The 20618-nt window shown below is 63.2% G+C and carries 21 protein-coding genes and 1 pseudogene; 8 read left to right on the top strand and 14 right to left on the bottom strand.

Annotated features, from left to right (window positions below; translation table 11 throughout):
- Nucleotides 1-19 precede the first annotated feature (19 nt).
- The 4 genes from ACVDG8_RS28285 to ACVDG8_RS28270 form a co-directional block, all read right to left on the bottom strand.
- A complete protein-coding gene (locus ACVDG8_RS28285) occupies nucleotides 20-868 on the bottom strand; it encodes an ABC transporter permease (protein ID WP_447257120.1) in 849 nt (282 codons plus the stop codon).
- Nucleotides 869-892: 24 nt separating this feature from the next.
- On the bottom strand, nucleotides 893-2257 hold the full coding sequence (locus tag ACVDG8_RS28280) for an LLM class flavin-dependent oxidoreductase (RefSeq protein ID WP_447251384.1): 1365 nt from the start codon (nucleotides 2255-2257) through the stop codon (nucleotides 893-895).
- 36 nt (nucleotides 2258-2293) lie between these two features.
- Nucleotides 2294-2851, bottom strand: a complete 558-nt coding sequence (gene msuE / locus ACVDG8_RS28275) for an FMN reductase (protein ID WP_447251383.1) — start codon at nucleotides 2849-2851, stop codon at nucleotides 2294-2296.
- Between the two features lie 140 nt (nucleotides 2852-2991).
- The gene (locus tag ACVDG8_RS28270; RefSeq protein WP_447257119.1) at nucleotides 2992-3648 is read right to left on the bottom strand and encodes a glutathione S-transferase family protein; all 657 of its coding nucleotides are present in this window, start codon (nucleotides 3646-3648) and stop codon (nucleotides 2992-2994) included.
- Nucleotides 3649-3987: 339 nt separating this feature from the next.
- Between ACVDG8_RS28270 and ACVDG8_RS28265 the strand changes: the two genes are divergently transcribed.
- From ACVDG8_RS28265 to ACVDG8_RS28235, 7 genes are all read left to right on the top strand, one after another.
- Complete coding sequence (locus ACVDG8_RS28265; protein ID WP_447251382.1) at nucleotides 3988-4632, top strand: 50S ribosomal protein L25/general stress protein Ctc; 645 nt, start codon at nucleotides 3988-3990, stop codon at nucleotides 4630-4632.
- Nucleotides 4633-4656: 24 nt separating this feature from the next.
- Nucleotides 4657-5379 (top strand): aminoacyl-tRNA hydrolase, encoded by a 723-nt coding sequence (gene pth / locus ACVDG8_RS28260; RefSeq protein ID WP_447251381.1) that lies wholly within the window; start codon nucleotides 4657-4659, stop codon nucleotides 5377-5379.
- A 110-nt stretch (nucleotides 5380-5489) separates the two neighbouring features.
- The gene (locus tag ACVDG8_RS28255) at nucleotides 5490-6242 is read left to right on the top strand and encodes a tetratricopeptide repeat protein (protein WP_447251380.1); all 753 of its coding nucleotides are present in this window, start codon (nucleotides 5490-5492) and stop codon (nucleotides 6240-6242) included.
- 117 nt (nucleotides 6243-6359) lie between these two features.
- The gene (gene ychF, locus ACVDG8_RS28250; protein WP_447251379.1) at nucleotides 6360-7463 is read left to right on the top strand and encodes a redox-regulated ATPase YchF; all 1104 of its coding nucleotides are present in this window, start codon (nucleotides 6360-6362) and stop codon (nucleotides 7461-7463) included.
- A 171-nt stretch (nucleotides 7464-7634) separates the two neighbouring features.
- Complete coding sequence (gene corA / locus ACVDG8_RS28245) at nucleotides 7635-8609, top strand: magnesium/cobalt transporter CorA (RefSeq protein WP_447251378.1); 975 nt, start codon at nucleotides 7635-7637, stop codon at nucleotides 8607-8609.
- A gap of 123 nt (nucleotides 8610-8732) precedes the next feature.
- Complete coding sequence (locus ACVDG8_RS28240) at nucleotides 8733-9194, top strand: MaoC family dehydratase (RefSeq protein ID WP_447251377.1); 462 nt, start codon at nucleotides 8733-8735, stop codon at nucleotides 9192-9194.
- A complete protein-coding gene (locus ACVDG8_RS28235) occupies nucleotides 9191-9661 on the top strand; it encodes a MaoC family dehydratase (protein ID WP_447251376.1) in 471 nt (156 codons plus the stop codon). Before ACVDG8_RS28240 ends, ACVDG8_RS28235 begins: the two co-directional genes overlap by 4 nt.
- 166 nt (nucleotides 9662-9827) lie before the next feature.
- On the opposite strand, the gene ACVDG8_RS28230 is transcribed toward ACVDG8_RS28235, so the two are convergent.
- From ACVDG8_RS28230 to petA, 6 genes are all read right to left on the bottom strand, one after another.
- The gene (locus ACVDG8_RS28230; RefSeq protein ID WP_447251375.1) at nucleotides 9828-10373 is read right to left on the bottom strand and encodes an adenine phosphoribosyltransferase; all 546 of its coding nucleotides are present in this window, start codon (nucleotides 10371-10373) and stop codon (nucleotides 9828-9830) included.
- A gap of 9 nt (nucleotides 10374-10382) precedes the next feature.
- A complete protein-coding gene (locus tag ACVDG8_RS28225; RefSeq protein ID WP_447251374.1) occupies nucleotides 10383-11528 on the bottom strand; it encodes an alpha-hydroxy acid oxidase in 1146 nt (381 codons plus the stop codon).
- Nucleotides 11529-11702: 174 nt separating this feature from the next.
- Nucleotides 11703-12398 (bottom strand): acid phosphatase, encoded by a 696-nt coding sequence (locus tag ACVDG8_RS28220; RefSeq protein ID WP_447251373.1) that lies wholly within the window; start codon nucleotides 12396-12398, stop codon nucleotides 11703-11705.
- Between the two features lie 128 nt (nucleotides 12399-12526).
- Nucleotides 12527-13393, bottom strand: a complete 867-nt coding sequence (locus tag ACVDG8_RS28215; protein WP_447251372.1) for a cytochrome c1 — start codon at nucleotides 13391-13393, stop codon at nucleotides 12527-12529.
- Between the two features lie 27 nt (nucleotides 13394-13420).
- Nucleotides 13421-14722 (bottom strand): cytochrome b, encoded by a 1302-nt coding sequence (locus ACVDG8_RS28210; protein WP_447251371.1) that lies wholly within the window; start codon nucleotides 14720-14722, stop codon nucleotides 13421-13423.
- Nucleotides 14723-14738: 16 nt separating this feature from the next.
- Nucleotides 14739-15239 carry a ubiquinol-cytochrome c reductase iron-sulfur subunit gene (petA, locus tag ACVDG8_RS28205; RefSeq protein WP_455707865.1) on the bottom strand — a complete coding sequence of 167 codons (501 nt, stop codon included), beginning with the start codon at nucleotides 15237-15239 and terminating at the stop codon, nucleotides 14739-14741.
- A gap of 372 nt (nucleotides 15240-15611) precedes the next feature.
- Here petA and ACVDG8_RS28200 point away from each other — a divergent pair, with 372 nt between their 5' ends.
- A complete protein-coding gene (locus ACVDG8_RS28200; protein ID WP_447257118.1) occupies nucleotides 15612-15956 on the top strand; it encodes a cupin domain-containing protein in 345 nt (114 codons plus the stop codon).
- An 82-nt stretch (nucleotides 15957-16038) separates the two neighbouring features.
- Here the strand turns inward: ACVDG8_RS28200 and ACVDG8_RS28195 are convergent, their stop codons facing one another.
- From ACVDG8_RS28195 to ACVDG8_RS28180, 4 genes and pseudogenes are all read right to left on the bottom strand, one after another.
- Nucleotides 16039-16347, bottom strand: a complete 309-nt coding sequence (locus ACVDG8_RS28195; protein WP_447251369.1) for a DUF6665 family protein — start codon at nucleotides 16345-16347, stop codon at nucleotides 16039-16041.
- 1 nt (nucleotide 16348) lies between these two features.
- Complete coding sequence (locus ACVDG8_RS28190) at nucleotides 16349-16828, bottom strand: GNAT family N-acetyltransferase (RefSeq protein ID WP_447251368.1); 480 nt, start codon at nucleotides 16826-16828, stop codon at nucleotides 16349-16351.
- Between the two features lie 4 nt (nucleotides 16829-16832).
- Nucleotides 16833-18716, bottom strand: a complete 1884-nt coding sequence (locus ACVDG8_RS28185; RefSeq protein WP_455707318.1) for an ABC transporter ATP-binding protein — start codon at nucleotides 18714-18716, stop codon at nucleotides 16833-16835.
- Nucleotides 18713-20601 (bottom strand): annotated as a pseudogene (locus tag ACVDG8_RS28180) (ABC transporter ATP-binding protein). The gene ACVDG8_RS28185 and the pseudogene ACVDG8_RS28180 overlap by 4 nt, the downstream one beginning before the upstream one ends.
- Nucleotides 20602-20618 lie beyond the last annotated feature (17 nt).

Below are 20618 nucleotides of genomic sequence, written 5' to 3'. Positions count from 1 at the left end.
GACGATGATGGATGGCTGATTAGCCGACGGTCTCGTTCCAGCGACAGAGCCGCCGCTGCAGGACGACCAGCACCTGGTTGGCGATCAGGCCGAGCGCCGCAAGAATGACGATCGCCGCAAACATCAGCGGGATCTGGAAATTGTACTGCGCGTTCATCACCTGGAAGCCGATGCCCTTGTTGGCGCCGATCATCTCGGACGCGATCAAGAGCAGCAGCGCCGTGGTGGCCCCTAACCTTAAGCCGACGAAGATCGAAGGCACCGCGCCCGGCAGCACGACACGGCGGAAGATGGTGAGCCGCCGGGCGCCATAGGCGCGCGCCATTTCCAGCAGCTTCGGGTCGACCTCCTTGACGCCACTGATCGTGTTGAGCAGCAGCGGAAACAGCGTCGCCCAGAAGATGACGAACACCTTGGAAGCTTCGCCCAGCCCCAAAAGCAGGATGAACACCGGATAGAGAGCCAGGGCCGAGGTTTGGCGGAAGAGCTGCAGGATCGGGTCGAGCGCGGTCTCCACCGCGCGCGCCTGGCCCATGACCAGGCCGAGCGGAATGGCGACAGTGACCGCCGCGGCGAAGGCAAGGCCGGCGCGCTGCAGGCTGATGGCGATGTCGCCGAGCAGGCTGCCGCCGGCAAGACCCTTCCAGAGCGCGACGACGATCATGTCGACTGGCGGCAGCACGGCTGCATTGACCCAGCCGCTTCTTGACGCCACCTGCCAAAGCGCCAGGAAGCCGAGCAGTACGCCATAGCGCGACAGGATGCGCGCCGAGGTCCGTGCCAGCAGACGCACCGCCTCCGCGCCGAAGTTGCTGCTACCTTCATGCCGGCCGATACCGGCCGTCCTTTCGATATGCTGCAGGGTCATCGTCATGCCTCTCGCTTCAGGAAATCATTCGGCGGCGAGCACGGTCGACCGAGCGACCGTCCATGGATTCTGTGGCCGCCTCAGACCGAGATTTTCGCGCAGCGTCCGGCCCTCATAGGCCGTGCGGAACAGGCCGCGCCGCTGCAGCTCCGGGATGACCAGGTCGACGAAATCGTCGAGCGCGCCGGGCAGCCATGGCGGCAGGATGTTGAAGCCGTCGGCGGCGTCGCTGGTGAACCATTCCTCCAACTGGTCGGCGACCTGAACGGCGCTGCCGACGATGGTGTAATGGCCGCGCGCTGTCGCCACCCATTGATAGAGCTGGCGGATGGTGAAGTTGTGCTCGTCGGCGATCTGGCGGATCAGCGCCTGACGGCTCTTCATGCCTTCGGTTTCCTTGCTCGGTGGCAGCGGCCCGTCGAGCGGATAGCCTCGGATGTCGAGCGTCTGACCGGCGAGCGCGTTGAGCAAGGCAACACCGTCCTCGGGCAGGATCAGGTCGTTGAGCTGCTGGTATTTGGCACGAGCTTCTTCCTCGGTGCGGCCGACGAAGGGCGCCACGCCTGGCATGATCAGCACCTGTTCCGGGTCACGGCCGACTTCCGCCACGCGCGCCTTGATGTCGCGATAGAATTCCTGCGCTGTCTCGAGCTTTTGATGGGCGGTGAAGATCACCTCAGCCGAATGCGCGGCAAGCCCGCGTCCGTCCTCGGATTGCCCGGCTTGTACGACAACCGGATGTCCCTGCACCGGGCGTGGCACGTTGAGCGGGCCTTTGACGCTGAAATGCTCGCCCTTGTGGTCGATGTCGTGCAGTTTGTCCTTGTCGTAGAAGCGGCCGGTCTTCTTGTCGCGGATGAAGGCGTCGTCTTCCCAGCTGTCCCACAGCGCCTTGACCGTTTCGACATGCTCATGCGCCCGCGCGTAGCGCTCGGCATGATTTGGCTGTACGTCGCGATTGAAATTGCGCGCCGTGTCGTCGCCGGCCGAGGTGACGACATTCCAACCGGCGCGGCCGTTCGACAGAAGGTCGAGCGAAGCGAATTTGCGGGCGAGCGTATAAGGCTCTTCATAGGTGGTCGAGGCGGTGGCGATGAAGCCGAGATGCTTGGTCAGCGGCGCCAACGCCGCAAACAGCGTCACCGGCTCGAACCCGGCGATCTTGGCGTTGCCGCCTTCGCGGGCGCCGAGCCCGACCGTCAGGTTGTCGGCGAGGAAATAGGCGTCGAACAGGCCGCGCTCGGCAGTGAGCGCGAGCTGCTTGTGGAATTCGAAATTGGTGGCGCCGTCGGCGGGCGCATCCGGATGCCGCCATGCCGCGACGTGCTGGCCACCGCCGGGCAGAAAGGCGCCGAGCTTGATCTGTCTGGACTGGCTGGAACTGGTCATGGCTGATCCTTCGGTTCGCAAGGAGATTGGCTGAAGTCAGGCGGCGAGGCCGATCCTGCGTGCCTCGCCGACGATGCGGGAAACCTCGTCAACGGCCTGGCGAGCGCGGGCATGAATCGCTTCCGACGCCAGCACGCCCTCGGCGAAATCCTTGTCGGACGCATAGATGGCGGTCGGCATGGTCAGCGCTTCGAAGAAGCCGAACAGCGGCCGCAGCTGGTGCTCGACGATTAAGGAATGACGCTCGCCGCCGCCAGTCGCCGCCAGGATAATCGGCTTTCCGCGCAGCGATGCCGGGTCGAGCAGGTCGAACAAATGCTTGAACAGGCCGGTGTAGCTGCCTTTGAACGTCGGCGACCCAACCACCAGCACGTCGGCGCGGATGAGTTGTTCGACAATGTCGTGAGCGCCAGGATCGAGATCCGAGAGGCGCCGCGCTGGCGGGAACGATGCGCCAAGGTCCTCAATATCGAAGACCGCCGAAGTCGCGCCGATACGGCTTGCGACGTCGCCGGCGATCTGCGTGATAAACGCTTTGGTCTTGGACGGGCGGGTCAGATTGCCGGATATTCCCACCACCAGCTTCTTGCTCATTTTCGGGCTCTCCTCGCGGGCACTTCTTCATTAAGCCTACCGATTTTGTAGAATTTAATGAGCGAGAAGATTTCAAAAGGCGGCGCGCAAACGGATTGGGTTTGCGCGGACCGACCGTTGCTTGGTTCAGTCCGTGCGGATCAGGCCTCGGTCTTGACCGGCGGCAGTTGCGGCGCCTCAAGCCCCTGGAACGGGTCGCGCCAGGCATCGATCGCTTCCAGCCGGCCATACCAGCGGCGGATCGACGGATAGTCGTCGAGCGGTAATCCGGCTGCGTCGTTGAAGGGCAGGAATGTCGCCATGCGGAAGTCGGCATAGGAGATGGAAGCACCGACCAGCCATTCTCGCGCTGAAAGCTCAGCCTCGAGGACTGCCGCGGCTTTATGGAACTGCCGGAACCCCTCCTCGACCAGCGCCTGATCGATCGGACCGAGCCCATAGCGCTGCTTGGTTCCGCGCTCGAAATGCACCATGTCGCAAGCGTAAGCGAACCGTTCCTTGCCCCAGCTTATCCAGCGGATCATATCCGGCTCGTCGTCGCCGCTGCGCCAGAAATCGGAGCCGATTGCACGCGAAAGCCGGCAAGCGATGGCGTCGGTCTCCCAAAGACTCCAGCCCGAACCGACCAGGATCGGCAAGGTCAAATTAGGATTGAGCACGCGGTAGGCCTCAGCCGCGCCGGGCGCCATCGGCGAGGCGAATTCGAACGTCACATCCGCCTTGAGATAACGCGCCGTTGCCACCGCAAGGCGAGGATTGGGATTGCGGTGAACAGGAGTTTCATATCGGGTTCCCAGGGATTGGTTGAAACAACTGCCGCAGGACGATTGAAACCTGCCCGATCCTACATTGCGACAAGCGGGGATTGCGATGACATACTTTTCGGTTGAAAACACCCTCAAGGCCTTCCAGCCCAACCGCTTGCGCCTGCGGCCGCCTTCGGCTATAGAGCCGCCACCCGCGTAGACACCCTTGGAGGCAACGCGGCGGAAGGCCGGCCAGGCCTCGCATGATCTCCAAAGCATTTGGATCGCCAAAAGCATTTGGAAAGCTTGTGCAGGGCCATGACGGCTTTCGACGTTTGCGGATGGGCTTGCCCGCCTGTGAACGCTCCATAACACGCGAAAGGAAATGCCATGAGCCACGACACTTACGAGCTCAAGGCCGACGCGCGCGAACAGGTCGGTAAGGGGTCCGCCCGTGCAGTTCGCCGCAACGGTAAAGTGCCTGCAGTTATTTACGGCGACAAGCAGCCTCCCCTGGCGATTGCGCTGAACTACAAGGACCTCTTCTACAAGATCCACGGCGGCGGGTTCCTGACCACGATCGCCACGATCGATGTCGACGGCAAGAAGATCCAGGTCCTGCCGAAGGATTTTCAGCTCGACCCGGTCAAGGACTTCCCGGTCCATGTCGACTTCCTGCGCATCGGCAAGGACACCCAGGTCAATGTCGACGTGCCTGTCCACTTCATCAATGAGGACAAGTCGCCCGGCATCAAGCGCGGCGGCGTGCTCAACATCGTTCGCCACGAAGTCGAGTTCCATTGCCCGGCCAATGCGATCCCGGAATTCATCACCGTCGATCTCACCGGCGCCGACATCGGCGATTCGATCCACATCTCGGCGGTCAAGCTGCCGGCCGGCGTCAAGCCGGTGATCTCCGATCGCGACTTCACCATCGCGACCGTTGCCGGCTCGTCGGCGATGAAGCCGGAGACCGAAGAGACGGCCGAAGCAGCAGCGCCGGAAGCGGCGGCTCCTGCCGCCGAAGAGAAGTAATTTTCGGGCCCGGAGCAGTAGACGATGCTTGTCTTTGCAGGCCTCGGCAATCCGGGCGCGAAATATGAAAACAACCGGCACAATGTCGGCTTCATGGCGGCGGACGCGATTGCCCGCCGCCATTCCTTTTCGCCCTGGTCGCGCAAATTCCAGGGGCTGATTTCCGAAGGCACGCTCGGCGGCGAGAAGATCCTGCTGATCAAGCCGCAGACCTTCATGAACCTGTCGGGGCAGTCGGTCGGCGAAGCGCTGCGCTTCTACAAGCTCGGCCCTGAGGCGCTCACCGTCTTCTATGACGAGATCGACCTTGCCGCCGGCAAGCTCAGGGTCAAGGTCGGCGGCGGTTCCGGCGGCCACAACGGTATCCGCTCGCTCGACCAGCATGTCGGTAATGCCTATCGCCGCGTGCGCATCGGCGTCGGCCATCCCGGCGTCAAGGAAATGGTGCACGGCCATGTTCTCGGCGATTTCGCCAAGGCCGATCGCGAATGGCTGGATGTCCTGCTCGACGCGATTGCCGACGACGCCACGTTGCTCGCCAAGGGCGACGACAATTCCTTCATGAACCGCGTTACGCTCGCGCTCCGCGACAAACTCGTGCCGACCGGCGATGACGATCGCCCGCCGCCCAAGGCGCCGAAGCCGCAAAGCCATATCCGTCAGGCACGGCCTCAGCCGGCGCCGGCCAAGCTGCCCGAAAGCGGCCCGATGGCCGCGATGTTGAAGAAGCTGTTCGGCAAGGACTGAAACCACGGCACCGCCCGCTCGGGATCACCAGCAGAGGGCCATCGAGCAAGCGGCGCCGGCCGTAAAAGGTGCGCTAGCAAATGCCGCGCAGGACCATAGGTGCGAACGGCATGTCTGACAGTGTTTCGGATCTGACTGGGCAAGCCAGGCGGCTTGGTCTGGCAGGCGACTTTGCCGCCGGCCACGCGCTGATCGACCAGGCTGAGCGGCTGGCCGGCGATGATCCGACAGCCCGCGCCATATGCGCCATCGAGCGCGGCCGCCTCTACAATTCCGCTGGTGAGCGCGAAAAGGCCCGGCCGCTGTTCGACGAGACCTGGCAATTGGCGCGGCAGGCCGGAGCCCATGCGCTGGCCGTGGATGCTGCGCATATGATGGCGATCGTCGGGACCCTTGGCGATGCCGTCCAATGGACAGCAGCCGCGCTCGCCTATATCGACGACCATCCGCAGGCCGAGTTCTGGCGCGCGCCGCTGCTCAACAATCTCGGCTGGTCCTATTTCGATGCCGGCCGGTTCTCGGATGCACTGGCAATCTTCGAACAGGCGGTGGAGCTGCGCCGCTCGGCTGGTCAAAAACGCGAGCTGCGTATCGCGCGCTACGCCGTGATCCGGACGTTGCGCGTACTGGATCGCCTGGAAGAAGCCAGGCTCCTTGCTGAGGAAACAGCTGGCGCGGCGGCCACGGACGGCGAACAGGCGCCTTTCGTGCAGGAGGAACTCGCCGAATGCTGCGTCCGTCTCGGCGACACGGATCGTGCCCGCGACAGCGCCCGGCTGGCGCTTGCGGTGCTGGAACACGATCAGGCCTTCGTCGACAGCCAACCGCATCGTCTCGCCAGATTGCGCGAGCTTGCGCGGTGATCCCGTAATAACCACATCACCCGCGGCGGAGCGCTCGGCAGATCGGGACTTGACGTTGATCGTCCCTTTCGCCCATAGCCCTCATCAAAATCGAATTCCCGATAGGACCGGACGAACATGGGTTTCAAATGTGGCATCGTTGGCTTGCCCAACGTCGGCAAGTCGACGCTGTTCAACGCGTTGACCAGGACGGCCGCCGCGCAGGCCGCCAACTATCCTTTCTGCACCATCGAGCCGAATACCGGCGAGGTGGCGGTGCCGGATCCCCGGCTGCAGAAGATCGCTTCGGTCGCCAAATCGAAGGAGATCATCCCGACCCGCATCTCCTTCGTCGACATTGCCGGCCTGGTGCGCGGCGCCTCCAAGGGCGAGGGCCTGGGCAACCAGTTCCTCGCCAACATCCGCGAGGTCGACGCCATCGTGCATGTACTGCGCTGCTTCGAGGATGACGACATCACCCATGTCGAGGGTCGCATCGACCCTGTCGCCGACGCCGAGACCGTCGAGACCGAGCTGATGCTCGCCGACCTCGACAGCCTCGAGCGCCGCATCGTCCAGATCCGCAAGCGCGCCGGCAGCAAGGACAAGGAAGCGACGACCGTGCTGCCGATGATGGAGGCGGCACTCGAGCTGCTGCAGGCCGGCAAGCCGACCCGCATCCTGCTCAAGGGCATTTCGGCCGAGGACTTGCGCATCCTGCAGGGACTGAACCTTCTGACCTCGCACCCGGTGCTCTATGTCTGCAACGTCGCCGAGGCCGATGCCGCCACCGGCAACGAGCACACCAGGGCCGTGGAAAAGATGGCCACGGCACAAGGCGCCGGCACCGTGGTGATCTCGGCCGCGATCGAGGCCGAAGTCGCCCAGCTCTCCGACGAAGAGGAGATGGAGTTCCTCGCCTCGCTCGGGCTCGACGAGCCTGGCCTCAACAAGGTCATTCGCGCCGGCTACGACCTGTTGCATCTGATCACCTATTTCACCGCCGGCCCGAAAGAGACGCGCGCCTGGACCATCCACAAGGGCGACAAGGCCCCGCAGGCCGCCGGCGTCATCCACACCGATTTCGAGCGCGGCTTCATCCGTGCCCAGACCATCGCCTACAACGACTACATCACGCTTGGCGGCGAAGTGGCGGCCAAGGAAGCCGGCAAGGCGCGCGACGAAGGCAAGGAATATGTCGTCCAGGATGGCGACGTCCTGCTGTTCAAGTTCAACACCTGACATTTGCGGTTGCATCGACCGCCATCCGTCGGCCTCCCGGCTGGCGGCGCCAGTCTTGACCTTGTAATATCGCGGAGCTAATCGGCACTCTGCTCGGGGGCTCCCGAAGCCCATCCGTCCGAACGACGCGGCGCAATCGAACGAAACCCTGTCCAGTAAGGAGACCCGGCGATGATCAAGGCCTTCGTCGTGGACAATGACCGCCTGCGGACCACCGAGGATCTCGCCGCCGATGGCGACAGGATTGTCTGGGTCGATCTTTTCAAGCCTACCAAGGACGAAGAGGCCAAGGTCGAGAGCTGGCTGGGTGTCGGCGTGCCGACCCGCGAGGAGATGGAAGAGATTGAGATTTCGAGCCGTCTCTACATCGAGGATGGCGGCTACTTCATGACCGCGGTGCTGCCGGCGCAGACCGAGGCTGACGACCCGCTGATGTCGCCGGTGACCTTCGCTCTCGCCGGTAACAGGCTGATCACCATTCGCTATCACGAGCCGAAGGCGTTCAAGACCTTCCCATTACGCGCCGAGAAGGTGGCGACCGGCTGCACCACCGGCGACACTATCCTGATCGGCCTGCTGGAAGCGATCGTCGATCGTCTGGCCGATATCCTCGAGCGCGCCGGGCGCGACGTCGAGGCGGTTTCGCGCGACATTTTCGAGGCGCGCTCGACCAAGGCCTCGAAGCGCAACCGCGACTTCCAGGAGCTCCTCAAAAGCATCGGCCGCAAGGAGGACATCGCTTCCTCGGTCCGCGACAGCCTGATCTCGCTGCAGCGCCTGGCCGGCTTCCTCGCCCATGTCGCGACCCAGACCAGGATGAGCAAGGATGTGCGTGCCCGCATCAAGACCTTGTCGCGCGACGTGCTCTCGCTCGCCGACCACGCCACCTTCCTGTCGCAGAAGATTTCCTTCCTGCTCGACGCCACGCTCGGCATGATCTCGATCGAGCAGAACGCCATCATCAAGATCTTCTCTGTCGCCGCCGTCATCTTCCTGCCGCCGACGCTGGTCGCTTCGATCTACGGCATGAATTTCGACATCATCCCCGAGCTGAAATGGGAGTTCGGCTACCCCTTCGCCATCGGCCTGATGATCCTGTCGGCGATCCTGCCCTTCTGGTATTTCCGCCGCCGCGGCTGGCTCTGAGGGGCATTGACCGGCCAGCCGTCCTCAACTGGCTTACCAGAAAGGACTTGACCAAATCGCCGTCGGCCTGCATCCGGGTTGCCCGATCCCTTCGGGATGTGCGGGTCAACCGGGTTGCAGACCATGACGGCAAAGACATGGGCCTATGAGGATTTCATCGAGGGCACCTCGATCGATCTCGGCAGCAAGCGCGTAACCGCCGCCGAGATCATCGAGTTCGCCAGCGAATTCGATGCACAGCCGATGCATCTCGACGAGGAAGCGGGCAAGGCCAGCATCCTCGGCGGCCTGTCGGCCTCCGGCTGGCACACTTGCGCGATGTTCATGCGCATGCTGTGCGATGCCTTCCTGCTCGACTCGACCTCGCAGGGTTCCCCCGGCATCGAGCATGTGAAGTGGAAGAAGCCGGTGTTGGCGGGCGATCGGCTCACCGGCAAGGTAACGATCGTTTCCAAGCGCCAGTCGAAATCGAGACCTCAACTCGGTCTCATCACCATGCGCAGCGAGTTGTTCAATCAGCGCGGTGAAAGTGTTTTCGAGCTTGAGAACACCGGCATGTTCCTGACCAGGGAGGCCGTGACGTGACGCTCGACGAATACTTCATGATCGGCCAGACGGTCACGCTCGGCTCGCACAAATTCGAGCCGGACGAGATCAAGGCTTTTGCCAGGAAATACGATCCGCAGGTCTTCCATGTCGATGAGGAGGCGGCCAAGCACAGCGTGCTCGGCGGCCTCTGCGCCTCCGGCTGGCACACCGCCGCCACCTGGATGAAGTACAATCTCGAAAAGCGCATGGAGACCGAAGGCGTGCGCTGGACCGGCCCGAGTCCGCAGCCCGAATTCGGCCCCTCACCCGGCTTCCGCAACCTGAAATGGCTGAAGCCGGTCTATGCCGGCGAGACCGTTACCTTCATGCGCACCGCACTCGCCCATCGCCCACTTACCGGTCGCCCAGGCTGGAGCCTGCTCACGCTGCGCTCGGAAGGCTTCGATTCGACCGGCGACAAGGTCATCGAATTCGACAGCGCCGTGCTGGTGAAGGTGGGGTGAGCCCTTCCCTTCTCCCCTTGCGGGAGAAGGTGGATCGGCGCGTAGCGCCGAGACGGATGAGGGGTGTTCCAGCGAAGTGAGGCGTTGGCGTTCCCTGGAACACCCTCATCCGACCTCGCTTCGCGAGGCCACCTTCTCCCACAAGGGGAGAAGGAGAGGGCGCCCACTAATGCCCCTCGAACCCGATCAGCGTCCGCACCGGAACACCCAGCGCTTCGAGCTTCTGGCGTCCGCCGAGATCCGGCAGGTCGATGACGAAGCAGGCGGCCAGGATATCGGCGCCGATCTGGCGCAAGAGCTTCACCGCCGCTTCCGCCGTGCCGCCGGTGGCAATCAGATCGTCGACCAGGATCACCTTCTCGCCAGGGGCAACGCCATCCTTGTGCATCTCCATCTCGTCCAGCCCGTACTCCAGGCTGTAGGCGACGCGCACGGTCTCGTAAGGCAGCTTGCCCTTCTTGCGGATCGGCACGAAGCCGGCCGAGAGCTGGTGCGCGACGGCGCCGCCGAGGATGAAGCCGCGCGCCTCGATGCCGGCGATCTTGTCGATCTTCTGGCCGGCATAGGGATGCACCAGTTCATCGATGGCGCGGCGGAAGGCGCGCGCATTGCTGAGCAGCGTGGTGATGTCGCGAAACAGGATGCCGGGCTTGGGGTAGTCCGGAATGGTGCGGATGGAGGCGAGCAGCGTGTCTTCGAGCGAGGATTTCATGGGCTGAGATTACCTGAACCGGAGATTCTTGCGCGACAATTGTTCGATCGAACTGCAGCCCATCAGCTTCATGCCGCGTTCGATCTCGACCCGCATCTGTCCAAGCGCCCGTTCGACGCCCGGTTGGCCGGCGGCCGCAAGCGGAAACAGATAGTAGCGCCCGACACCGACGGCCTTGGCGCCGAGCGACAGCGCCTTGAGCACATGCGTGCCGCGCTGCACGCCGCCATCCATGATGACATCTATTCTGTCGCCGACCGCATCGACGATCTCGGCCAATTGGTCGAAAGCCGCCCTTGAACCGTCGAGCTGCCGGCCGCCATGGTTGGACAACACGATGCCGCTGCAGCCGATATCGACGGCGCGCCGGGCATCCTCCACCGACATGATGCCCTTGAGGCAGAATGGGCCCGACCAAAGCTTGACCATCTCGGCGACGTCGTCCCATGTCATCGACGGGTCGAGCATTTCGGTGAAGTAGCGGCTGATCGACATGGTGCCGCCGCCCATGTCGACATGCTCGTCGAGCTGCGGCAGCTTGAAGCCCTCATGCGTGAAATAGTTCAACGCCCAGGCCGGCTTGACGGCGAACTGCAGCATTCCGACGAGGTTGAGCTTGAAGGGAATGGCAAAGCCGGTGCGCTTGTCGCGCTCGCGGTTTCCACCGGTGATGCTGTCGACGGTCAGCATCATCACCTCGACGCCGACCGCCTTCGCACGCTGCATCATCGCCCGGTTGAGGCCGCGATCCTTGTGGAAGTAGAACTGGTAGACCTGCGGGCCGCTGCTGATCCGGCGCACCTCCTCGAGGCTGACGGTGCCAAGTGACGAGACGCCGAACATGGTGCCGTATTTGGCCGAGGCGTTGGCCACCGCGCGCTCGCCCTGATGGTGGAACAGCCGCTGCAGGGCCGTCGGCGAGCAATAGACAGGCATTGCCAGCTTCTGGCCCATCACCGTCACCGACATGTCGATCTCGCTGACACCGCGCAGCACGTTGGGAACGAGGTCGCAGCTTTCGAAACTCTCGGTGTTGCGGCGATAGGTGACCTCATCGTCCGCCGCGCCGTCGATGTAGTTGAAGATCGGCCCGGGCAAATTTTGCTGCGCCATGCGCCGGAAATCGGAAAAGTTGTGACAGTCGCTGAGCCGCATGATCGAATTCCAGACGCTCTAACAGGCAGGCATTCTCGCCGCCCTTCATGCGTCGAATATCAATCCAATGCCCACCTGCCAACGGACTATTTACCAGGCTGCCTGGAAGGACGATCGCAGCCATGAAAAAGGGGCGCTCTGAGCGCCCCTTGGTCGGTAGTCGCCGAAGGAGGCTTACATGCCCAGATCGCCGCGCAACTCGGCCCTGGCCACGTCATACTCGGCCTTGAAGTCGTCGCGGTTGAGCAGCGCAGCGGCAATGACGCTGCCGGAAATCTTACCCATCTCGACGTCGGACGGATAGTGGATGCCGCCGACCACCCGGTTGTGGGCGTACTCGGCAGCGCGCGCCATGATCTCGGCACGCTTCTCCGGAACCATGTCGGCGAGGATAATGCCCATCATGGTGCCGACGGTGGCGTGTCCGGACGGCCAGGAACCGGAGCTCGACAGTTTGACCGCCGGCTTGACAAGGTCGCTGAGCTGGTGCGGACGAGGACGCTTCCAGACATCCTTGGCCGGGTCGACGACGGCGCCTTCCGTCTCGACCACGCGATCGAAGAAGGCGCTGAACTTCGGCAGCTTGTCCTTGGTGAAATTCGGCCCCATCACGTCTGCGAAGCGCCAGACATTCTCCTCGGCGTCGGCGACCGCGCGGGCTTCCATCTCGGGCGTGCGCGTCACTTGCAGCGTCAGCACTTCGCCGAGCTCGGCCTTGGTCTGAGCCGAATCGTTTGCCGGCGGCGGCGGCAGGATCATCGTCAGGTCGATGTCCTTGTTGGTGACGAAGGGCTTGGCGTCTTCGGCCTGGGCGGCGGAGCCGACGACCAGCAGCAGAAGACCAGCCGCCAGCGATGCATACTTCTTCATGGGCGCAATCCTTTGTTGGAATGCCGCAAGATCGCCAGATGTAGTGACGCCCATGTGACGGGTCAGCCGCTGAAATGCAAAAAGGGCGCCTCGGGGGCGCCCTTCGAAAGCTTTCGACCAATCGACGCTCAGTGAGCGACGTCGGCCCACACCCTGCGCTTGGTAAGGTAGACCAGAGCGCCGAACACCAGCAGGAAGAACAGCACACGGAAGCCGGTCTTCTTGCGCTCTTCCATATGCGGCTCGGCAGCCCACGCCAGGAAGGTAGCCACGTCGCGGGCATATTGGTCGACCGTCTGCGGCGAACCGTCGTCATAAGTCACCTGACCATCGGAGAGCGGCTTCGGCATCTTCAGCGACACGCCCGACATGAAGTACGGGTTGTAGTGTGTGCCCTCGGGGATGACCATGCCGGCAGGCGGGGTCTGGTCGTAGCCGGTCAGCAGCGAATGGATGTAGTCGGGGCCGCCCGCGTCATACTGGGTGAAGATGTCGAAGACGAACTGCGGAAAGCCGCGCTCGACGCCGCGCGCCTTGGCCAGCAGCGACATATCGGGCGGGGCGGCGCCGCCGTTGGAGGCAGCAGCGGCTTCCTCATTCGCGAACGGGGCCGGGAAATGATCGGACGGCTTGCCGGGACGATCGAACATGTCGCCGGCATCGTTGGGGCCGTCATGGATCGTGTAGCTGGCGGCTAGCGACTTGATCTGTGCTTCCGAATAGCCAAGGCCCGTTGGGCCTTCCAGCGTGCGGAACGCCACCAGGTTCATCGAATGGCAGGCCGAGCAGACTTCCTTGTAGACCTTCAGGCCGCGCTGCAGCTGACCCTTGTCATAGGTGCCGAACGGGCCGGTGAAGCTCCAGCTCATCTCCTTCGGCTCGTTGATCGGGAAATGCGTCGGCGCGGCCGCGTTGTGCCCCTCTTCGGCGGCCAGTGCCGCGGTGCCGGCAGCCACGAGGCCGACCAGCGCCAGCGAGGTGAGAATCTTCTTCATGCCAAATCCCCTCAGATTCTCTACCGCTCAGCCCTTGGCCTGTGGTGCGGCCGTGGCGCCCGCCGGATGCCCGCTGCCGCCCTTGTTCTTCTCCAGCACCGCCTCGGTGATCGAGTTCGGCAGCCTGCGCGGCGTTTCGATCAGGCCAAGCACCGGCATGATGATCAGGAAGAAGGCGAAGTAGAACAGCGTCGCCATCTGCGCCATGAACACATAGGTACCTTCCGCGGGCTGCGAGCCCAGCCATCCGAGCAGGATGGCGTCGGCGACGAACAGCCAGAAGAACAGTTTGTACCAAGGGCGGTAGACCGCCGAGCGTACCTTGGACGTGTCGAGCCACGGCACCAGGAACAGCATGACGATGGCGCCGAACATGCACAGCACGCCGCCGAGCTTGGAGTTGATCGGGCCGATATTGAAGGTGATGGCGCGCAGGATCGCGTAGAATGGCAGGAAGTACCATTCCGGCACGATATGGGCCGGCGTCTTCAGCGGGTTGGCGACGATATAATTGTCGGCATGACCGAGATAGTTCGGCAGGAAGAAGATGAAATAGGCGAAGATGAACAGGAACACGATCATGCCGAACGCGTCCTTGATGGTCGCATAGGGCGTGAAGGCGACGGTGTCGGTCTTCGACTTGACCTCGATGCCGGTCGGGTTCGACTGGCCGACGACATGCAGCGCCCAGATATGCAGCACGACGACGCCGGCGATCATGAACGGCAACAGGTAATGCAGCGCAAAGAAGCGGTTCAGCGTCGGATCGTCGACGGCGAAGCCGCCGAGCAGCAGTTGCTGGATCCAGTTGCCGACCAGCGGGATGGCGCTGAAGAAGCCGGTGATGACGGTGGCGCCCCAGAAGCTCATCTGGCCCCAGGGCAGCACGTAACCCATGAAGCCCGTCGCCATCATCAACAGGTAGATGATGCAGCCGAGGATCCACAGCAGCTCGCGCGGCGCCTTGTAGGAGCCGTAGAACAGGCCGCGGAAGATGTGGAGATAAACAGCGATGAAGAAGAACGAGGCGCCGTTGGCATGCATGTAGCGCAACAGCCAGCCAGAGTTGACGTCGCGCATGATCTTCTCGACCGAATCGAAGGCGAGATTGCTGTCTGACGTGTAGTGCATGGCCAGCACGATGCCGGTCAGGATCTGCGAGACCAGCATAATCGACAGGATGCCGCCGAACGTCCACATGTAGTTGAGGTTGCGCGGCACCGGGTAGGAGACGAAGCTGTCATAGATCAGCCGCGGCAGCGGCATGCGCGCGTCGAACCAGCGCTCGATACCGGTCTTGGGCGTATAGGTCGAGTGTCCCTCGCTCATCGAAATGTCCCCTGCCTCAACCGATAAGGATTTTGGTATCGGAAATGAATTTGAATACCGGGATCGCCATGTTCTCCGGCGCCGGGCCTCTGCGGATGCGGCCGGCAGTATCGTATTGCGAGCCATGGCACGGGCAGAACCAGCCGCCGAAATCGCCTTCCTGGCCGAGCGGGATGCAGCCCAGATGCGTGCAGACCTGAACCATCACCATCCAGGCTTCCTTGCCGGGCGTGGTGCGGTTGGCGTCGGTCGCCGGCGCATCGGATGGCAGATTGGCGTTGCGCGCGATCGGGTCCTTGAGATCGGCGAGATTGACGGCTTCGCCGTCCTTCATTTCCTTATCGGTGCGGTTGCGCACCACGACCGGCTTGCCGCGCCACTTGACGATCAGCGAGCTGCCGGGCTGCAGCGAGGCGACATCGACCTCGACCGAGGCCAGCGCCAGCGTCGAGGCGTCCGGGCGCATCTGGTCGATGAACGGCCAGGCGACTGCCCCAGCGCCGACAACGGCGGCCATGCCGGTGGCTACGTAAAGGAAATCGCGACGGTTGGGATCGTGGATGTCGGTTGCGCTCACGGGTGCCTGATCCTTTCGCCTCTTCCTTACCGGAGGCCGAGCCTTGTCCCCGCTCAATCGCACCTGCCCGACAGCGCATGGCGAACAGGCTAGCGAATTCCTCCGGCATTTGGAGTTTCGGTTTATGCGTGAAGCCCGTTTTTGTCCAGCGGGGTGAAGGCACAAGGGCAGATTGTCGCGGGGCTTTCGAGCTGTTGCAGCCGTCGCCTCCCCGGAGGGCCACTTGAGAACGCCAAACAGCGGAAAATCCGCAGGGGAATCGGGCCGGTGTTCGCCTCGACAGGCGCCGCTGGCCCGGTCTATTCTGCGGTCATGGCGCATGTCATCGATCGCGAGACCTGGACCAGGACGCCCGACCATTGGCAGGGCGAGCTGCAATGCGGCCAGTTCGGCGCCAATTCCTGCCTGATCTTCAATTATCAGCCGAAGATCGGCGCCGGCCCGCGCCTGCACAAGCATCCCTACGCGGAGATCTTCGTCATCCGCTCCGGCACCGGCCTGTTCACGGTCGGCGACCAGGAAATAACGGCAACCGCCGGCCAGATCCTCATCGTGCCGCCCGACACGCCGCACAAATTCGTCAATCTCGGCCCCGGTCCACTCGAAAGCACCGACATCCACGAGAACGGCCACTTCATCACCGAGTGGCTGGAATAGACCATGATCCCGAACCGAAGGTCAGCGTAGCAAAAAGTGGGAACCGGTTTTCGGGAAAGATCATGATCAGACAAAAGAGCGCTTAGCTGGCGCCAAGCCTGACCAGCACAGCCCTCGGGATATCGTATTCGCGGATCACCGCATCGTGCTTGCGCAATCCGCAGAGCTCGCGCTGGATGAAATAGGCGTGGACGGCCACGGCGGCCTCCTTGAGAAGCCTGGGACGCAGTTCCTCGTCGCCATTGTCGCGCAACCTGGTCAGCGTTTCCTCGGCCCGCTGGCCGGCGCGGCCGAGCGCGGCCGCCTTCTCAGCGAGGATTTCATGGCCAAGCGCGTCGAAGGCCGCTTCCGCGGCGGCGCCGGCAAGATGAGATGGCGGACGCAAGGACATTTCAGCTCCTCTTCCCGAACACCAGGCGATGAGTGACGAATTCTTCGCCTTCCACGCGCTGAAAGCCAAGCCGTTCATAGAACTCGAAGGCTTCAGGCGGCGCGCGGCTGTTCAACACGGTGAAATAGCGGCGTGCCCGATCGATGACGGTCCCGACAAGCATGCGGCCAACACCGGCGCGGCGATGAGGCGCGCTGACGAACAGGTGCCGAACCCGGCCCTGGTCCCGGGCCTCGACATACGGATCGATGTTCAGCCCGCACACGCCGGCGAGCTCCCGGCCATGCCATGCCCCGAACAGCGCCTCGCCCCGTTTCAGGAACTTGTTGCGGCCGCTTGCCCAGCCATCCGCCAGGCGCACCAGCATCCAGTAGCCTTCCAGCCGGCTCTCGTCCTTCAGCCTGTCGAAGGCCGGCGCGGTCGGCCGGAGCCGCTTGACCCCATAACCGACCTCAGGGTTGACCTGTGGCGTCCCACTCATGCGCCTACTCCGCCGGCCGCGTCTCTTCGAGCACGCTTTCCTCGTGATAGAGGAAGCCGCCCGACTGGCGTTTCCACAGCCGCGCATAGAGCCCATCGAGCGCCACCAGTTCGTCATGCGTGCCTTGTTCGACGATGCGGCCGCCATCGAGCACCACCAGCCGGTCGAGCGCGGCGATCGTCGACAGCCGGTGGGCGATGGCGATCACCGTCTTGTTTGCCATCAGCCGGGTCAGATTCTCCTGAATCGCCGCCTCGATGTCCAAATCAAGCGCCGAAGTCGCTTCGTCGAGGATCAGGATCGGCGCGTCCTTGAGGAAGACGCGGGCGATCGCCACACGCTGGCGCTGGCCGCCGGAAAGCTTGACGCCACGTTCGCCGACAAAAGCCTCGTAGCCGGCGCGTTCGCGATTGTCGCGCAGCCCCAGGATGAACTCATGCGCCTCGGCCTTCTTCGCCGCCGCGATCACTTGCGTCTCGGTCGCATCCGGCATGCCGAGCTTGATGTTGTCGCGCAGCGAGCGGTGGAAGAGAGCGGTGTCCTGGCTGACGACACCGATATTGCCGCGCAGCGAGTTCTGCGTCACATGCGCGATGTCCTGGCCATCGATCAGGATCCTGCCGCCTTCGAGATCGTAAAGGCGCAGGATCAGGTTGGCCAAGGTCGTCTTGCCGGCGCCTGATGGGCCGACCAACCCGACTTTCTCGCCCGGACGCACGACGAGGTCGATGCCGTCGAGCACGCCAAAGCCCTTGCCATAGTGGAAGGTGACATCCTTGACGTCGATGCGGCCGCCGGCAACCACCAGTTCCCTGGCGTCCGGCGCTTCGGTCAGGCCAAGCGGCTGCGAGATCAGCGCCTTGGAGTTTTCCAATACGCCGAGGTTTCTCAGGATGCCGTTGAGCTGCATCATCAGCCGCCCGAGCAGCATGTTGAGGCGAAGCACCAGCGATAGCGTGAAGGCGACGGCGCCGACCGTGATCGAGCCTTCGACCCACAGATAGATGGCGAAGGCTGCGATTGCCGTGATCATGATGCCGGATAGCGTCGTCAGCGCCATGCGCACGCCTGTCAGCCTGCGCGTGAACGGCCGCAGCGCGTCGAGATAGATGTCGAAGCCGCTCCTGATGTAGCGGTCGTCCCCATCGGCCGAAAACAGCTTCAGCGTCTGCACATTGGAATAGGAATCGACGATGCGGCCGGTGATCATCGAGCCGGCCTCGGCGGTCGCCTCGGCATGCTTGCGGATCGCCGGCAGATAGAGCTTGGCCAGCCAGCCGAAGGCGGCGATCCAGATCACCACCAGCACCGCCAGCCTGAGATCGAGGCCGGCGACCAGCGCCAGCGTCGTCACTGTATAGACGACCATGAACCAGACGACCTCGATGAAGCTTTCCATCAGGTCGCCCGTCGCCTGCCCCGCCTGCCAGACTTTTGTCGCGATGCGGCCGGCGAAATCGTTCTGGAAGAAGGCATAGGACTGGCGCGAGACATGCCGGTGCGCCTGCCAGCGCACCAGATTGTAGAAACCGGGCGTGATCGTCTGCTCGTCGACCAGCGCCGACATGCCGACGACCAGGGTGCGGATGATAAGCACCACCGCGCCCATGAACAGAAGTTCCGGTCCGGCCGCGGTCCACAGCGCCTGCCAGCTACGCTGCCCAGGCAACTGATCGAGGATATCGACCAGCCGCCCGACGAAATAGAACAGGCCGGCCTCGACCAGCGGCGCGATGCCGCCGATGATCAGCATGGCGAAGAAGGCAAGCTTCGCCTGCCCGACATAGTGCCAGAGGAAGCCGCCGACGCTTGACGGTGGCCGAAGATTCGCCGGCTCGCGGAACGGATAGACCCAGTGTTCGAACCAGCGGTAGACGGCCTGCATCATTCGGCGGCTTCACCCTTGGCACCAAAATCATTGCGTCGTTGGCGGCCTCCGCCGGCGCGTCGTCGAGCAGGAAACCGCCCGACTGGCGTTGCCAGAGCTGCGCATAGAGCCCGCCGCTGGCGACGAGTTCTTCGTGCGACCCTTCCTCGATGACGCGGCCCTTGTCCATGACGACCAGCCTGTCCATCGCCGCGATGGTCGACAGCCGGTGGGCGATGGCAATGACGGTCTTGCCCTGCATGAGCTTGTAGAGATTCTCCTGGATGGCCGCCTCGGCCTCGGAATCCAGCGCCGAGGTCGCCTCGTCAAGGATAAGGATCGGCGCGTCCTTCAACATAACGCGAGCAATGGCGATGCGTTGCCGCTGGCCGCCGGACAGTTTGACGCCGCGGTCGCCGACATGGGCATCGAACCCCTTGCGGCCCTTATGGTCGGAAAGCCCGCCTATGAAGTCCAGCGCCTCCGCCCGCCGCGCCGCCTCGACAAGCATCTCGTCCGAAGCGTCGGGCCGGCCATAGAGGATGTTGTCGCGCACCGAACGATGCAGCAGCGAGGTGTCCTGCGTCACCATGCCGATCTGCGCGCGCAGTGAATCCTGCTTCACACCGGCAATCTCCTGGCCGTCGATCAGGATCCGGCCGCTTTCCAAATCGTAGAAGCGCAGGAGCAGATTGACCAGCGTCGACTTGCCGGCGCCAGAGCGACCGACGATGCCGACCTTCTCGCCCGGCTTCACCACCAGCGACAGGTTTTCGATCACGCCTTTCTGCTTGCCGTAGTGGAAGCGGATATCCTCGAAGCGGATCTCGCCCTTGGGAACAGCGATTTCCTTCGCATCCGGCCTGTCCTCGACAAGGCGCGGCAGCGAGATCGAGGCAATGCCGTCCTGCACCGTGCCGATGTTCTCGAACAGACCCGACATTTCCCACATGATCCATTGCGACATGCCCCACATCCTGAGCACCAGGCTGATGACCACGGCGACGGCGCCGATCGTCACCACCTGGCCGAGCCACAGCCACAGCGACAGTGCGGTCACCGAGAACAGCAGCAGCGCATTGAGGATGTAAAGCAGGCCGTAGAGCACCGTCACCAGCCGCATCGACCGATAGACGGTGTCAAGGAAGCCGGCCATGCCTTCCCTTGCGAAAGTGGCTTCGCGGCGCGCATGGGAGAACAGCTTGACCGTCTGTATGTTGGTGTAGCTGTCGACGACACGACCGGTCATGGTCGAGCGCGCATTGGCCTGCTCCTCGCCGACCTTGCCGAGCCGGGGAATGAAGTAACGCAGCAGCGCGATATAGCCGACCAGCCAGACCACGAGCGGTGCCGCCAGCCGCAAGTCGGCCGAGCCGACAATCAAAAGCATGCCGAGGAAGTAGACAATGACGTAGTTGAGAACTTCGATCAGCTTGATGACGCAGTCGCGTACGGCGAGCGCTGTCTGCATCAGCTTGGTGGCGATGCGGCCGGCGAACTCGTCCTGATAGAAGGCCATCGACTGCTTCAAAAGATAGCGATGCACCTGCCAGCGGATGCGCATGGGATAATTGCCCATCAGCGTCTGCTGGTTGAGGAAAGAATGCAACCATACTGTGCTCGGCAGCGCGAAGAGTACGATGAAGGCCATACCGGCAAGCTTCCAGCTCTCCGTCTGCAGGAAGGTCTCGCGGTTCTGCCCCGACAGCCAGTCGACGATGCGGCCCATGAAGCCGAACATCCAAACTTCGGCAATGGCGATCGATGTCATCAGGACCGCGTCCGGAATGATGTAGGGCAAGGCGCCGCGTGTGTAGTGCAAGCAGAAGGCGACCAGCGTCTTCGGCGGCTCGACCGGCTCCTCGGCGGGAAACGGATCGAGCTTGTTTTCAAACCAGCGGAACATTCCGGCACTCGACTTGT

The organism is Mesorhizobium sp. ORM8.1 (genome assembly GCF_053005525.2).
The sequence above is the reverse complement of the archived record's forward strand: the minus strand, read 5'-3'. Positions and strand labels throughout refer to the sequence as shown.

Excerpts from the sequence above, each read along its gene's own strand:
- ACVDG8_RS28190 (WP_447251368.1), bottom strand. The coding sequence starts at position 16,828 with ATGAGTGGGACGCCACAGGTCAACCCTGAGGTCGGTTATGGGGTCAAG.
- ACVDG8_RS28265 (WP_447251382.1), top strand. The coding sequence starts at position 3,988 with ATGAGCCACGACACTTACGAGCTCAAGGCCGACGCGCGCGAACAGGTC.
- ychF (WP_447251379.1), top strand. The coding sequence starts at position 6,360 with ATGGGTTTCAAATGTGGCATCGTTGGCTTGCCCAACGTCGGCAAGTCG.
- ACVDG8_RS28255 (WP_447251380.1), top strand. The coding sequence starts at position 5,490 with ATGTCTGACAGTGTTTCGGATCTGACTGGGCAAGCCAGGCGGCTTGGT.
- ACVDG8_RS28220 (WP_447251373.1), bottom strand. The coding sequence starts at position 12,398 with ATGAAGAAGTATGCATCGCTGGCGGCTGGTCTTCTGCTGCTGGTCGTC.
- ACVDG8_RS28230 (WP_447251375.1), bottom strand. The coding sequence starts at position 10,373 with ATGAAATCCTCGCTCGAAGACACGCTGCTCGCCTCCATCCGCACCATT.
- corA (WP_447251378.1), top strand. The coding sequence starts at position 7,635 with ATGATCAAGGCCTTCGTCGTGGACAATGACCGCCTGCGGACCACCGAG.
- pth (WP_447251381.1), top strand. The coding sequence starts at position 4,657 with ATGCTTGTCTTTGCAGGCCTCGGCAATCCGGGCGCGAAATATGAAAAC.
- ACVDG8_RS28285 (WP_447257120.1), bottom strand. The coding sequence starts at position 868 with ATGACCCTGCAGCATATCGAAAGGACGGCCGGTATCGGCCGGCATGAA.
- ACVDG8_RS28200 (WP_447257118.1), top strand. The coding sequence starts at position 15,612 with ATGGCGCATGTCATCGATCGCGAGACCTGGACCAGGACGCCCGACCAT.
- ACVDG8_RS28240 (WP_447251377.1), top strand. The coding sequence starts at position 8,733 with ATGACGGCAAAGACATGGGCCTATGAGGATTTCATCGAGGGCACCTCG.
- ACVDG8_RS28210 (WP_447251371.1), bottom strand. The coding sequence starts at position 14,722 with ATGAGCGAGGGACACTCGACCTATACGCCCAAGACCGGTATCGAGCGC.
- ACVDG8_RS28280 (WP_447251384.1), bottom strand. The coding sequence starts at position 2,257 with ATGACCAGTTCCAGCCAGTCCAGACAGATCAAGCTCGGCGCCTTTCTG.
- ACVDG8_RS28225 (WP_447251374.1), bottom strand. The coding sequence starts at position 11,528 with ATGCGGCTCAGCGACTGTCACAACTTTTCCGATTTCCGGCGCATGGCG.
- msuE (WP_447251383.1), bottom strand. The coding sequence starts at position 2,851 with ATGAGCAAGAAGCTGGTGGTGGGAATATCCGGCAATCTGACCCGCCCG.
- ACVDG8_RS28195 (WP_447251369.1), bottom strand. The coding sequence starts at position 16,347 with ATGTCCTTGCGTCCGCCATCTCATCTTGCCGGCGCCGCCGCGGAAGCG.
- ACVDG8_RS28185 (WP_455707318.1), bottom strand. The coding sequence starts at position 18,716 with ATGATGCAGGCCGTCTACCGCTGGTTCGAACACTGGGTCTATCCGTTC.
- ACVDG8_RS28215 (WP_447251372.1), bottom strand. The coding sequence starts at position 13,393 with ATGAAGAAGATTCTCACCTCGCTGGCGCTGGTCGGCCTCGTGGCTGCC.
- petA (WP_455707865.1), bottom strand. The coding sequence starts at position 15,239 with ATGGCCGCCGTTGTCGGCGCTGGGGCAGTCGCCTGGCCGTTCATCGAC.